15 protein-coding genes and 1 tRNA gene are annotated in these 13629 nt (G+C 57.3%); 8 read left to right on the forward strand and 8 right to left on the reverse strand.

The window, feature by feature from the left end; all coding sequences use genetic code 11:
* On the forward strand, window positions 1-282 hold a 282-nt coding region (locus tag L598_RS21655; protein WP_210245022.1), incomplete at its 5' end, for a hypothetical protein.
* Between the two features lie 110 nt (window positions 283-392).
* Here the strand turns inward: L598_RS21655 and L598_RS17945 are convergent.
* Window positions 393-737, reverse strand: a complete 345-nt coding sequence (locus tag L598_RS17945; protein ID WP_144864823.1) for a winged helix-turn-helix transcriptional regulator — start codon at window positions 735-737, stop codon at window positions 393-395.
* A complete protein-coding gene (locus tag L598_RS17950; RefSeq protein ID WP_144864845.1) occupies window positions 734-1030 on the reverse strand; it encodes a DUF6516 family protein in 297 nt (98 codons plus the stop codon). Before L598_RS17950 ends, L598_RS17945 begins: the two co-directional genes overlap by 4 nt.
* Window positions 1031-1430: 400 nt before the next feature.
* Here L598_RS17950 and L598_RS17955 point away from each other — a divergent pair, with 400 nt between their 5' ends.
* From L598_RS17955 to L598_RS17970, 4 genes are all read left to right on the forward strand, one after another.
* Entirely contained in the window at window positions 1431-1994 is a 564-nt protein-coding gene (locus L598_RS17955; RefSeq protein WP_144864825.1) for a recombinase family protein, read from the forward strand.
* Window positions 1995-2076: 82 nt separating this feature from the next.
* Window positions 2077-2358, forward strand: coding sequence for a hypothetical protein (locus L598_RS17960; RefSeq protein ID WP_144864827.1), 282 nt, complete (start codon window positions 2077-2079; stop codon window positions 2356-2358).
* A gap of 526 nt (window positions 2359-2884) precedes the next feature.
* Window positions 2885-4123: a hypothetical protein gene (locus tag L598_RS17965; RefSeq protein ID WP_144864828.1), complete on the forward strand. Its 1239-nt coding sequence runs from the start codon at window positions 2885-2887 to the stop codon at window positions 4121-4123.
* Window positions 4124-4554: 431 nt separating this feature from the next.
* Window positions 4555-5286, forward strand: coding sequence for a class I SAM-dependent methyltransferase (locus L598_RS17970; RefSeq protein ID WP_144864830.1), 732 nt, complete (start codon window positions 4555-4557; stop codon window positions 5284-5286).
* A gap of 351 nt (window positions 5287-5637) precedes the next feature.
* On the opposite strand, the gene L598_RS17975 is transcribed toward L598_RS17970, so the two are convergent.
* The 3 genes from L598_RS17975 to L598_RS17985 all read right to left on the reverse strand — a co-directional run bounded on the left by L598_RS17975 (window position 5638) and on the right by L598_RS17985 (window position 8243).
* Complete coding sequence (locus tag L598_RS17975) at window positions 5638-6432, reverse strand: hypothetical protein (protein ID WP_144864831.1); 795 nt, start codon at window positions 6430-6432, stop codon at window positions 5638-5640.
* A gap of 9 nt (window positions 6433-6441) precedes the next feature.
* A complete protein-coding gene (locus L598_RS17980; protein ID WP_144864833.1) occupies window positions 6442-7002 on the reverse strand; it encodes a hypothetical protein in 561 nt (186 codons plus the stop codon).
* 449 nt (window positions 7003-7451) lie between these two features.
* A complete protein-coding gene (locus L598_RS17985; RefSeq protein WP_144864835.1) occupies window positions 7452-8243 on the reverse strand; it encodes a phytanoyl-CoA dioxygenase family protein in 792 nt (263 codons plus the stop codon).
* 586 nt (window positions 8244-8829) lie between these two features.
* On the opposite strand from L598_RS17985, the gene L598_RS17990 reads away from it, so the two are divergent.
* Window positions 8830-9501, forward strand: coding sequence for a hypothetical protein (locus L598_RS17990; protein WP_144864837.1), 672 nt, complete (start codon window positions 8830-8832; stop codon window positions 9499-9501).
* A 486-nt stretch (window positions 9502-9987) separates the two neighbouring features.
* Here L598_RS17990 and L598_RS17995 read toward each other — a convergent pair whose 3' ends face one another.
* From L598_RS17995 to L598_RS18005, 3 genes are read right to left on the reverse strand one after another with little or no spacing between them, the layout of a single operon-like run.
* Window positions 9988-10740 (reverse strand): hypothetical protein, encoded by a 753-nt coding sequence (locus L598_RS17995; RefSeq protein ID WP_144864839.1) that lies wholly within the window; start codon window positions 10738-10740, stop codon window positions 9988-9990.
* A 16-nt stretch (window positions 10741-10756) separates the two neighbouring features.
* Window positions 10757-11308: a metallophosphoesterase gene (locus tag L598_RS18000; RefSeq protein ID WP_144864841.1), complete on the reverse strand. Its 552-nt coding sequence runs from the start codon at window positions 11306-11308 to the stop codon at window positions 10757-10759.
* A 4-nt stretch (window positions 11309-11312) separates the two neighbouring features.
* A complete protein-coding gene (locus tag L598_RS18005; RefSeq protein ID WP_210245023.1) occupies window positions 11313-11840 on the reverse strand; it encodes a helix-turn-helix transcriptional regulator in 528 nt (175 codons plus the stop codon).
* Between the two features lie 341 nt (window positions 11841-12181).
* On the opposite strand from L598_RS18005, the gene L598_RS18010 reads away from it, so the two are divergent.
* Complete coding sequence (locus L598_RS18010) at window positions 12182-13330, forward strand: tyrosine-type recombinase/integrase (RefSeq protein WP_144864843.1); 1149 nt, start codon at window positions 12182-12184, stop codon at window positions 13328-13330.
* Window positions 13331-13556: 226 nt separating this feature from the next.
* Window positions 13557-13629: transfer RNA gene (locus L598_RS18015), tRNA-Arg, on the forward strand.

The following is a 13629-nucleotide window of genomic DNA, read 5'->3' on the forward strand; positions in this document are numbered from 1 at the left end:
CCCGCCAGCCCCGGAAACCATCCTTCCGATGGACCAAAGACCGGCGATGCACTAACTTTTAAAATGGACCACTCAAGTGGGGCTGATCATGGGGACCTTCTTCTGGATCGTGCCATTGCGTTAGTTCTCAAGGTTATGAGCCTCGCGGCGCAGGAACCATATGCCGGCGCCTGCGACCGCCAAGGCGATAACAGGGACGATGAATTCAAAGAAGGTCAATATAGTCCTCAAAAGAGCCTACAGCGCGAGCACAGCCGCCTCTCAAATCGACGGCACCATTAGGTCAGCCTCGGCCATAATAGGCAGCGACCACTCCCCCTGCCGCGATGGCCATTGGCAGAACGAACAGGTAAAATGCCGTACCGAATGTCATTGCTTCAAGCCTCCGAGGATCAAGCGGCCTTGATCAACGTGAAGTCCACATGGACCGCATCGTAGGGGAAGACCACGCGTCCGCTTTCGGTACGGTCGAGAATGCCGGCCTTGAGTAACGCCGCTATGTCGGAATGAACCGCCTTCACGTCTCTCCCGACGCGGCGAGCCACTTCGCGGATCGTCATTTCGCCCTGTCCGGTCATGGCCTGTAGAATTTCCCAACGCTTTACTGTCAGGACCTTCCACAACAATTCGACCGATGCGAATGAAATGAACTCGCCGGCCTTTTCTCCGCGAAATGCAGCCTCCGTGCGGCGGCGGACGTCCTCTATTGAGGAAACGCCGATAGTAACGGTCCTCATAGCTTCTTGCTCCATCGCTCCACATCCTTCCAGAAATCTGCTTGCAAGGTCTCCAAATCGGTAAAGCGATACGGAACCTCACGTTCATTCACATGCTTGTGGTCGCCCTTGCCGCGCTCATTATCGTAACGCAGAACGCAGATGTCGTCGGATACCAAGGCCAGTCTGTATTTGAAGCTGTGAACGCTGCCGGGCACAGGCTGAGGCACTTGCCAGATGACGATCTCGACAAAGGCCGTCTCCGAAAGGGCATGCCGCCCACGATGCAACAAATCAGCCTTGGCCCTTCTCATGTTGGAGTATATAACAACACTCGCACATGTTGTCAAATGCTCCAACATACCGGAGCGGCGTGAGCAAGTGTATCGACTGCCATCATGCTCGCCGGGGTCAACGGCTTCGCCGTCCTCCGCACGCTGCGGCCCCTACGGGGTGACTCCCGCCTCCGCGTGATGGCCTTCTGATCGCTTCGGGACGAGGGGCGTCTGCCCCTCGCCACCGGCTCGATAGTTCTCCTTGCCCTGTGGGCCGCGTCGAACAAGGGGCGGAAGCGACGGGTAATTGGGATACTCGAAAAACTGTCCGAAAACGACCGTTTTCGGACAGGGGTAAATAAAGTGTCCGGAAACTAGGTTTCTTCGGTTTTGGGCAGGGGGTATGTTTCGGGCATCTTATTCGGACAGGGGTACCCTCATGGCACGAACCTTTGCCTATGTCCGCGTCTCCACGACCGGACAGACCATCGAAAACCAACTCCACGAAATCGGGGCTGCGGGCTTCAAGGTCGAACCTCATCGTGTCATCACAGAGACCATTTCCGGCAGCACCGCCATCGCAGGGCGACCGGGTTTCACCCGTCTGCTGGATCGACTTGAGGCCAGCGACGTGCTTGTCGTGACCAAGCTCGACCGCCTTGGCCGCGATGCAATCGATGTGAGCAATACGGTCAAGGGGCTAGGAGAGATCGGTGTGCGGGTCCACTGTCTGGCGCTGGGCGGTGTTGATCTCACCAGTTCCGCCGGCACGATGACGATGCACGTCCTCAATGCAGTTGCGCAATTTGAGCGAGACTTGCTAGTTGAAAGAACGCAATCTGGCCTTACGCGGGCGAAGGCGGAAGGCAAGCGGCTAGGCCGGCCTTCGGTGCTGAGTCAGGCGCAGAAGGCGGAGGTCCGTGATGCACTAGGCCGTGGCGAAAGCGTGTCGGCGCTGGCAAGGCAATTCAACACAAGCCGGCAGACGATCATGCGTTGTTAGTGCCGAATGATCGTCCGGGGGGTTCATGTCTGCACTGGAAAGGAGAAGCGCCATGTAGGTAACAACCAACATGGAGGGGCCGATGGCCCATTATAAACGCAAGCGGCCGCGGACTCTGACGGCTGGCTATTACTCGGCCAACGGGCGGGAGAACCGTCTCGATGGAAAGAGCGGCGGCAAGGCAGTCCCTGAGCGAAAGCGCCGAAACTGGACATGTGCCTATCCCCGTTGGCACGACAAGCTGTACCACACCCGCCCGAATCGCAAGCGCAACCACATGCTCGAACGGGCAGTTCTCAAGGGTAGCGATAGCGACGGTATCGTCTGGCCGCACCATCATAAACCGCACAACTATTATTGGTGAGATTGGTGAGCAACGCCCGCGCAGATGCCACTGCGCGGGCGCATGTCCGCGAGGCACGAAAACCGACACAAAAGGTGACGGGTAATCGGGATACTCCGAATCAGGAGGCCATCGAGGCGGGAATAGCACCAGAATGCGTCTGCCCCTTGTTCGGCCCGCCGGAGGCGGACGAACACTACCGAGCGGAGCGAGGGGCGACGCCCCTCGTCCCGACGGGATCAGAAGTCCATCACGCGGAGGCGGGAGTCACCGAAGGCCGAAACGGAGTGGAGGACGCCGTAGGCGTTGACCCCGGCGAGCATGATGGTAGGGGGATTCAAAGGGGGCCCCTTTGCAGCCAGCGCTAGGCGCTGGCTCGGCAAGGCCCGCAGGGCCGCGCAGGCTCGCCCAAGGCGTCAGCCCTGGACGGGCGGGAGAGCAGGGGTTGAGGGGAAGGATTCCCCCACCCGCTGTTTTGGGATACCGTAGGTGGGACCCAAAACGGATAGCGGGTCTCCCTTTTAGAAAGGGAGACGATGAGGGCAACATGGCCAAAGGAAAATCGGGGTCGTTCAGGGGCAATTCACTGACCGCTAGTGACCTTCAAGCGATGGAAAACCACGAATTGAGATTGGATCAGAGCGGGCATCGTCGGAGCGTCCGAAAGGATGCCAAAGGTGATCCGATACCGCCGCTGATCCACAATCCGCTACGGCAGAACTGCTTGACGCAAGCCTATGCCGCACACGTGGAAGGGGCACGTGTGAACAAGGGCGCGTCTAAAATCTGTCGCCATGCATTCGTCCAGTTTCCCACCGATTTGCCGGTCACCTCGGCATCCGAACAGATGATGCTGGATGAGGCCGTCAAGTTCGTGAACAAGACCCACGGCGGCAACGCGGTTTTTTGGGCACGGCTGGATCGGGACGAGGTAGGCCGTCATGGTGTCGATGTTTTCTTCGCGCCAAAGTACGAAAAGACGACCAAACGTGGCGCGACTATATGGATCAGCCTGACCAAGTTCGGCAAGGCCCGTGCAGTGGAACGCTTCGGTCAGCGACAGGCTGTGAAGAAGAATCCAAAAACCGGCGAGTTCGAGAAGGTCACGGACAAGAATGGCGATCCGGTCATGGTCGATTGCGATTCCAAATACTTTCAGGGCCGGGCGTTTCAGGACCTCTGGTTCGAGCATCTTCGCGACAACATCGGCTTAGATTGGGTCGAGCGCGGCAAGCCAAAGGTCGGACGTGACCCTGACCGGCTCGAAGTCGAAGAATTCAAGGTCCAGCAGGAACGAAAGAAGCTGACTAAGGCGAAATCCGATCTGGCAAAGATCTCGGTCGCCACGCAGGTAGCTCAGGATCAAGCCGCATTCGCGCGGATAGCAGCCGAAGCATACGAAGAAAGAGCACAGCAGGCGTTAGAGAGGGAAAAGGCAGCGCAAGCCCGCGAGGCCGCCATACGAGCTTCTATAGCTCGTATGGAGCCATTGCGGACAGAGGAGGCCGAGCTACGGGCGTCGGTTGAGCGCCTGCGCCTTGAAGGGGTCCGTCTGTCCGCAGCTCTTGATCTGGCCCGGAACCTCTACGCGAGCGTGACCGAAACAATCCGCCGCGTGGTTCCGAGGATTGCGAATGATCTGATCGCCCGGATTGATCAGGCATGGGCTACAGACACCAAGCGGAACCCGTCTGCCATGCCAACCGAACCCGCTCCCCCCGAGTCCCCGCTGATGCGCCACAAGGCCCCATCTGATCCGTCCGATCTTCGTCCGGGGGGACCGTGAACGCAATTCAGGGCTCAATGCCGGCGATCTTCCGCGAATGTCAGTTTCACAAGTGAAGTACAGCGCTCAGAAGACAAGTGCAGTGGCAGCGCAAAGGGAATGTCTCAGTCGGGGTGGGAAAGCGGAAGGGTGGCTTTTTACGGTAGGTCCGCCGAAGCGGACTAGCTAAGTGCAGCGGGGCACATCAATCCGGCACGTCTGCGGCCCCGCGCGACGGTACTTGACTTGGTCGTGTCTCCTAATGATCATCGACATATGGTCGAAGAGGACACCCCCATTGTCACCCGCTTGGCCGGCATCTCATTAGCGGGATGCCGGGGCGTAGCGCGCGCGACCTGATCAAGCGACATGCCGATACCGGCCCTCGCCCTTCCGGACGAGGTTTTTTGGCTTGGCTGGTGCCTCGTCCAGTCTTTTTACAGGATGTGAACATGGCACAGAACATATACGATGATCCGAAATTCTTCGCTGGATACAGCCAGCTCCCAAGGCAGGTCCACGGGCTCAAGGGTGCTCCGGAATGGAACGCTATCAAAGCTATGCTGCCGCCCTTGGAAGGGAAGCGTGTCGCTGATTTGGGCTGTGGTTTTGGCTGGGCGTCCAGATGGATGCGGCAACAAGGGGCCGCATCCGTAATGGGGTACGATCTATCCGAGAAGATGATCGGTCGCGCCCGGGCCGATACAGACGACGAGGCGATCCACTATCGTATTGCCGATCTCGATAGGCTTGAACTGCCAGTGGACAGCTTCGATCTCGTCTATAGCGCCCTGGCTTTTCATTATGTTGCGGACTTTGACCGTCTCGTCGGCATGATGCATCGGGCTCTAACACTCGGCGGCGCGTTGGTATTCACCATTGAGCATCCGATTTTCATGGCCGCATCGCAGCCTGACTGGATCGAGGATGAACAAGGGCGCAAGATATGGCCAGTCAATGGCTACTCGATCGAAGGCGAACGCCGCACCAACTGGTTCGTCGATGGCGTTCTAAAATACCACCGGACTATGGGTACCACGTTGAACACCCTTATTCGACAGGGGTTCCAGATAGACAGGATTGAGGAGTTCGCCCCTACCACGGCACAGATCAGTGAGAACCCAGGTCTCGCCGAAGAACTGGAGCGTCCCATGATGCTCCTGGTTTCCGCTCACACAACTTAACTGATGGGGGCTGTCTCCCTTAGCAGCCCTCCGCAAATTGCTTGGTGTCAAAAGACGCACCGTAGAAACAATCGATCGATCACGAACGGCAGGTATTGGCGCAGCCGGTATAGCTCAACAGGGGCTGAAATGGGGGCGGAAGCTGCCGGATCAGCCTCTCCCGGCGAATGGCGAAACGGAACGGCTGGGTCGGGGTGGAATGCGGACAGACTGCTTTCGGGCTGTTCCAAGGAGCAAGCTGACCTCAAGGTCGTCCGCGTCACCGGGCAGGGTCAGAAGCCTCTTTGCCGCCTGAAGCTCGTGAGGAAGCGGCATCGCGCGGTGGGAGCGACCCTGACACGGCCGTTCTGGCTAGGCGGGGTCCAGCGTCGTCGTGAAGGCTGCGATGAGGTAATCCGCGTCCACGATGTGTAGGCAGTCAGCACCAGCACGAACAACGATCCCGTCGAGAACCACTTCATGGTCGCCTAGCTCTCCCACCAGAGAGAACACCGCGCCACCGCTATAGCCGTCCACAACATCCCGCTCGCGAGAGAACTTGTAACGGCGATAGTGCTGCACGTGAGTGGCGAACGTCAGGTCAAGATCACAATCGCAGATAGCGCGCTTGATGTGAATCGTCCCCGGCTGTTCTGGCACGAAGTCCGCTAGATACTCGTCCATCACCACGCCCAGCGCTGGATAGCCGACGAGAAACGACTTCACCCTCGGCCGGGTCGAAAACGGGGCTAGATCGAAGAAATAGGGACGGTCACGGGCTTGGTGCTCCCACTCGTCGGCCGTTTCGAACAGCAGCAGATCATGGAACTCTTCATCGGGATTTGCGGTCTCAAACACGACCCGCTTCAACGGGATGTTGGAGAGAATGCCTTCACCGGTAGAAATGCGGATCGTATTCAGTATATCGTGGGGTAGCGGCGCACCCCATTTGATGCCAAGCTGATGGCGGGTAGCAACCACGTAATCTACACCTCGGAAGCGGATCAAAGTTGCGGAACCGCCGCGACCAAGTGGAACCGTCCGATCGCTGGATTCGAACAGCATCATCCGACACGACATCGTGATGGTCTCTTCAATGTCGCGCGACTTATAATAGAACCGGCCGATCTTGATGGCATTGATGCTGGGAAGATCACGGATAAGCATCTGTGGCGACTAACCGATACGCTTCCTCTGCAAGTGCAGCTTCGCTTCCTGCTCTAGCTTTTTGGTCCACGATTCCAGCCCAGCAGCCGCGCGGTCCGGCATCCTTCCCTTAATGCCCTTCGCTGCGGCTTCGGCCTGACCGCTGAAATGGAGAGTGCACCGGAGAGGCTGACCCCGCGCATCGCGAAAGTCAAAGCCACGCAACAGCAAGATCGCAACCGCCTCATCATCGGTGGCCTCGGCCGTCTCGTACTGGTCTTCGTGGTCGTAGTAGCGGTCCTCGATTTCGATGCGTTCGTCGGACCATTCAGGAAGTCGGCTGTAATTCTCAGGCAGTTCGAACAGAGTGTCGTTTGCGGTGATGCCGAACGTTGCTGTCGAAAGGTCATCGATCATGGCGTCCATTTCTGGAGGCAGCGCGCCACGGGTCGGGGTGTAGATGCAAAGTTTGTCTTCGATTTCCTGAAAGCCGGGCAGGTCAAGCACGCGGATAGGTGGCAATATGGTGTTTGCGGCCTTCGGCTTGGTTTCACCTGTCAGCTTGTACCACTCTTCGTAACGCTTCTTCATCGGTCCAAAGTCTCCGACTCGGTTCATGGGCAATGTACATAGCACACGACGAGGAACAAAGCATAAACAGGCTGCAATTCCACAAGTGTCACGGGAAGTTGTGAATTGCGGGGAGTAGCTTTTTCTTGCCGCTTGATTGCGAAGACGTGCTGCCCACGAAGGGGGCTGAGGCAGATCGCATTCTGCGAGGCGACGGGTATCTACTCCGCAGAACGCAACCGTTCACCACGTTGCCCTTCTGCGAGAAGGCGCGCCGGAGGCAGAAGGGTGAACGAGCGGCAGCTTTCGGGAGACCGTCCACGAAAGTTGAACGTCTGAGATGGGGTCGAAGGCGGATTGGCAACTTCGGGGTCCGAAGGCGACGGTCGGCTTTTGGCAAATTGGCCCCGCCTTAGCGGACAATCCGAAGGAAAGTGGGCCAGGAACGGTTATGTCCTGGCCCCTGAAGTTTAGAGTTTCATCCCAATGGCCCTGCGAATGGCTATCTGCACCGCAGACGGTGGTAGCGACGGGTCGAATTCACCCTTCGGCAGTAGCGGAGGTTGGGCCATAAAACGAGGCTTGGCTCCCCGATGCGGTTGTGCAGAGTGAACTAGGAAAGGGTGGCAAAGATAAACCGTCCCAGCTTGTCCTGTCGCCAGCACTTCTTCGCAGTCCGCAGTCGAAGCGAAGCCGTCAACGGCCAGTTCTCCGAGCGTGAGACCACCCTCTCCGGCTGGCAATAACTGCTTGGCGATAGCGCGGTGCGACCCTTTCCTGATCTTGGTCGGCGCATCCAATTCCCCGACATCGGAGAAAAGGAATAGCATGAGCAGAGCGCGGCCGCTGCTTTTCACGTTCACCCGCCACTGCATGAAGTCAGGATTGTCGGTGCCAAAGCTGGCATCGACGTGCCACCCCGCATCGCCTGGATCGCTGGGCGACGGGAAACGGACCGGGAAAATGCCGAGACCGTTGGGTTTCAACCATCGCCCCTCGCCGACCAGGGCATCGTACGCCCTGTGCAAAAGCGGGGTGTTGGCGGCGTCAACGAAAGGCTTGCCCGTCATGAAGCCCAACCGGACAACCGGCTGTTTCCATGTTTCCGGGGCGTCAGGGGAAAGACCCATGGCGCTCCAAAGCTGGTCCCGCCCTTGTCGAGCAAGGTCACCACCGAAGGCACCCTCTAGCTTGATATATCCATGTTCAATGAAGTGTGCGATCTGAGCTTGGCTCAGACCGGAATGAGAGGATTTCGACATTTAATAATTCTCCCCACGACCGCCCACGCGGGACAGGCCGTTGTGATCTGAAAGGCACCTAGGTGCCATGACGACTGTCGGGTCGTCAGATCAGCGGGAAGAATATGGACTTAAACATCATCATGGCCTGAGGCTAGCAGTCGAACACTTGGGCGGCAAGGATTTCCGTGCGAATTGTCGCGGTGCCAGAAAGGCAATGTCCGCTTTTCAGCAGACAAACCGAGGGACCCAACGGCCGAAATGGGCGAAGGCGGATTGGCAATTTCGGGGTGGATTCCTGCCTGACCGCTTCCGGGAGCTAAGGGGCGGAAGAGCGGCCATTCGGGTGGCCGCAGCACCCTTCGACTACAGTGCGCCCCCATCTCAGTCGAAGGGCAAACTCTTGCCCTTCGACTGCAAGCGGACACTCCACCGGGATGTGTGTGCACCTTCATCGGCATTCCAGCCATCGCCTTCGTCTCCGTGACTGGAGCCACAGTACATACTGTTCTGCGTAGGAGCGGATGCTGCGACTACCTGCAACGTCCTCGGTTCCCCACATTCACCAGCATCCGTCCTTGGATGCGTGAGACAGATTGCCCCGCTGATGACGCCCGCCGACATAAAGAAGCTCCTTACGGGGAAGCAGCCCGGCGACCTAAACGAAATGGAAATTCAAACGGTGGTCGAAGCGCTCTCCAGTATTGGAGATGAGCAGCGGTGCCTGGCTATAACGAAAGAAATCCTTGCCGCCCCACCAAAGCAGATCGATGACCGGCCCGATGGGGCACTGACGGTCTGGCTGTCATCGCTTGGTGAGAAAGAGGACGGAGTCCTGAGGGTGTTGCTCAAGGATCAAACCCTGAGCGAAGTCCAGAGGGAACGGGTCCTCACCTATGCGATGGCGACGCGAGAGAAGCTCGGCCTCACATTCTTTGTTGAGATGGTGCCGATTGCGCTAATGCGGCCAGCGGAAGCAAAGCCGCTTGGAATCATCACCGGCGGGATTGATAACATCGTCTCGTTGGCGCGCAACAGCGATCAGAAGAGCTCGCTCGCCTCGGCGCTTGTTCCAACACTGCCGGGCCTTTCAAATGAACCCCTCGCAACAGTGGCTCGGGCTATCAATAACCTCAACGGAAAGGGGATACTCGAACGAAACGCGGAGGTTCTAGAAAGGATGGATTTCGATCAGTTGACCATTTTGTCGCGAGAGATCCCGGGCTCGAAGGTCATTGCACGTTACCTTGAATCCAACGGGAACGAAGCTGCCGAATGAAATCGGCGCGGTCGGCGCCGATGCCGGTGGTCAGTTCGGGGGCTGCCTGTCCGTAGTCGCCCCATCTTGGCACTCTCGCAAACTGATCGAGCGGCAGCTTTCGGGAGACCGCAACTGGTCTTTGAATGGCCAGATGGGGGGCGATTCCTGACGTTTGGAGTGTCTACGAAATCACTGCACGAGACTTCTAATCGTTGCCACTTACTGCACTTCTCTCCTGCGCGCTGAGCTATCTTCCGAAAGTCTGAAGCTTAAACTATTCGCCCTAGGTCAAAATCTGGAACTCGCCGTGCTTGCCACCAAACACGCTTCCCGTGCCGGGCACGGGAAGCGCTTCGGCATCAACATTACCGCAAAGACACGTGTCAAACCCTCTCTCCACCCCTCCTGGTGGTGTCCCGGGCCAACTGTCGTGCCAACTTACCGCGATGGTGTTGCACGATCTGCACAGGACCTTGAACGGGTCATACCCACGCTTTTCTCTCATCATCCCTCACACCTCACAAACTCGGCCTCTTGTTGGCGACCGTCTTCGCCCGTTATGACCTCCCGCATCGTGTCGCCCTCCACATAAAGATCGTATGTCAGAGGAAACCGCCGGCTCTCGTAGACGCTTTGAGCCTCGATCCGCCAGTGGCCGGGGGATACCTCCGAATAGCTGTCGCTGTCATAGACGGCGAGCGATTCCATGGTTTCAACCTCGTTTGCCTTGTAGGTCGTCAAATTGTTGGGGGAACAGTTCTCCGGCACGCCGTCTTTCCATCCCCAACGTCCCATAAATTCCGGCGCGTCCTCAGGCAGTTCCAACGGTGCTTCCGGCAATGGAGGCCGTGCTTGCGCCTCCTGCCGCATCAGGTCATCCATGGAGGGAGCACACCACCGATAGGTAGCTTCTCCAGCGTCATTCTCGATGGTGAGGGTTCGGCTCTCGGCAACCGCTACCGTCCACTCTACGCGTTCGCGCAAATTGCTGCCCATGCCGCCGTCACCTTCCAAATCGAGCGTGACTAAGTGAGAGCCGGCACGCTCAGATACCTCGGCAATGTGTCCGACGATATGCGCGGAATTCAGCCGGTCTCCCCAGAAACTGATGGAGTTGGCGTTGCTCACGTCTTCGCATCGTACGCCAACATCTACGTAGATGCCTTGTTTAAGCGGCAACGTCGCTTCTTGAGTATGTGCGGCAGCGCCAAAGCCAACCCCCAGCAAGGTTGCCAATGCGATCTGTTTGATGGCCATGACCATCCTTCCGCGTTCACGTTCCATTGTGTTCGACTTCGCTCCAATGCATGTGCTGAGGCAATTCCCGTGCTCGCGATGCCGCTTCGCGGATCGTGATGGGGCGAAAATCGCACATATCGACTCCGACATTGAGCGCATTCTGCCACCCTATAGCGCCAAGGTGAACGTGCCCGAACAAATGGATGGCCCCCTTGCGCGCGCCGTTCCACGTCATTAGCGGGTAATGGCATAGGGTAACGGGGTGATCAGCGTACGGGTCTTCAACCTCGGTCATGTGCGAAACTGAATCCCAAGGGAGCGCTTGCGTTGTCGGCCCATCGTGGTTCCCAATTACAAGATGCCGCCGCGCACCGGGTAGCTGACCGAATAGATCGCGCAGCCGATCCGCATCTTCGCAGAACGCGAAATCGCCAATCACCCACAGATCATCCTCCGGCCTGACGCGCTCCCAAAAATTTTGCAATATCATTGAATTCATCTCGCCACCGCTGCGGAACGGTCGCCTGCACAACGGAATGATTCTCTCGTGGTCGAGATGCAAGTCGGCACTATACCAGTGTGTCATAACCTCACTCGTCATCTGGCCTAAAAAGCAGATCATAGATTTGGAGGAGCGCTCCACCGTCTATCGCTCCGCCGATCTCGGCGTGTTTTAGGTACTGGCGGGTCATAGATTGGATCTCACTCTGATCGAGGTCTGGGAACCGCTGAGCCACCTCATCTGCAACCTGAAATACATAATCGCAGGACGCCATTTTCTCAGGCGGCGTCGGCACAATCGCTTCGCCAGTCAGAAGAACATGCAGGTTGACATTGAACCGCGCGTAAATCGTCGCAAGGACCCCAGACGGCACTTCGCGCTGCCCGAGTTCATAGGCTGCGTATGTTCTGTTCGATATGTCGAGCGCCTTTGCCATTTCCGCTTGGGTAAGATCAAGGCGCAACCGAAGATCGCGAAGACCGCGAGCGACATCGAATCGGTTGAGGCGGACGGTACGGGCGGCGTCATCTTGTTCTCGCTGGTATTCAGCCACCAGCAGGTCCATCGGGTCACCTGAAAGCTTATCCTGCCCCGGCAGTCTCCGCCGCTTTCTCATCTAGTTGGCCTCCTCAGCGCGAAACTCGTTTGCAGCATATGACATATTAATGTGGACAAATCAACGCATACGTCGTATTAAGGCGCATCAAACTGCAAGGAAAGGAGACAGAGGGATATTATGATCCAGCATACGCTGCCGCTTGCAGAAGAAGCGCTTGTAGACTGCAGGACGCCAGAAGAATGGTGTCTAGCTTTGGAGAGCCGATTCCGAGGATTAAAGTTTTCGGCCCGCACCCTCCGAAGCGCTGCCCGGCGGCACGGGCAGTTTATGGTCCTCGGAAAGACAATGCTCCTTGGACCAGAACACGTGGAAAATATTATGCGACTTGAGGCAGAATTGTGCCACTTGAAATCTACAAACGAGGACGAATCTTCTGGTTTAAGGGGCGAATTGAAGAGCTACCGGGTAGCAAATACTACCGACAAAGCACGGAAAAAACTACAGAATCTGGTGCTCGGGCGGTCGTAGCTGACTTCCAGCGACGCGAACTGGAACGCTACTACGGCGGCGAAAAGAGGACGATCACCTTTTCAGAGGCGGTGAACCTTTATCCAGCCAACGCGGAAATGGCCAAGGACTTGCTGCCCATTTTGGACGAGCTTGGCGACATGGACATTAGCGAAATCACGCCCAAATTAGTCAAAGGGCTTGGTTCCAAGCTCTACCCGAATTCCTCGACTGACAGTTGGCGTAGGCATGTTGTCGTGCCGATCCGCGCGGTTATCAATCACGCTCATGAGCTTGGCCTCGGCCCCGCCATTGTGATCAAGAGCTACAGCGAAAACGAACGCATTCGGCAGGATCGGCGGCGCGGCAAGCAGAGCCGCTTGAAGAAGACGCCGGGCAGTTGGGAGTGGCTAAATGCGTTCCGCCGCGTCGCGCCACCCCATTTGGCAGCTCTCGCCCTCTTTATGTTCCAAACCGGGGCAAGAATTTCGCAATCAATCTCGATTGGTTTTGAGGACTTGGACACCGCGAACTCTTGCGTCCGTTTGCCGGCCGCGAAGGGACATGATGCGCAAACGGTCAAGCTCGACCGCAAATTATGTGCAGAGTTGTCGGCTTTGAAACCTCGGTACACGAGGCGTCACGACGGCAACCGCGAACTGTGCGATCGCCTTTTCGGCTATACACGCAAAGATGGCGTCTATCGCACGTGGAAGCGAGTGTGCAGGGACGCAAAGATTGAGGCCATCATGCCCCACGCGGCGGGCCGGCACGGCTTTGGCACGGAGATGCTTGTTCGGCAAGGCTTAGACGTCAAAACAGTGGCCACAGTAGGCCGGTGGGCGGACGCCAGCCTATTACTGAAAACCTATGCACACGCGGAGGATGCTGAGAACAAGGTCCTCCGGGCTATTCGTACAGGGCGCGTACAGACAGCCAAAAAGGAACGCGCTAACAAGCTGAAGAAGAAGGAGAAAATCAGAAATGACATTGCCCCTCCGAAGGCTGCTGTCAAGGGTGTTTGCGTAAGCCGGCGATGAAAAAAGTGAAGTGAATACAGGAGTTTAAAGGCTAAGCCAAAAAGCCACCGAGACCGCGAAATTTTCCACGTAAGCACCACGTAAGCAATTTGGTGGAAATGGTGGCGGGAAAGCGGATAGCGTAGCGGACGTTGAGTTGCGGCTTTGATCTGTTGGCGAAGCGATGATGATTTCGGCCTAAACCGTTGACCTTCACTGGTCGCTCGGGCTAGGCAAAATAGAGCATGCACCCGTAGCTCAGCTGGATAGAGTGTTGGCCTCCGAAGCCAAAGGTCACAGGTTCGAATCCTGTCGGGTGC

Source organism: Mesorhizobium sp. J18, assembly GCF_007829525.1.
Lineage (GTDB): Bacteria > Pseudomonadota > Alphaproteobacteria > Rhizobiales > Rhizobiaceae > VLJP01.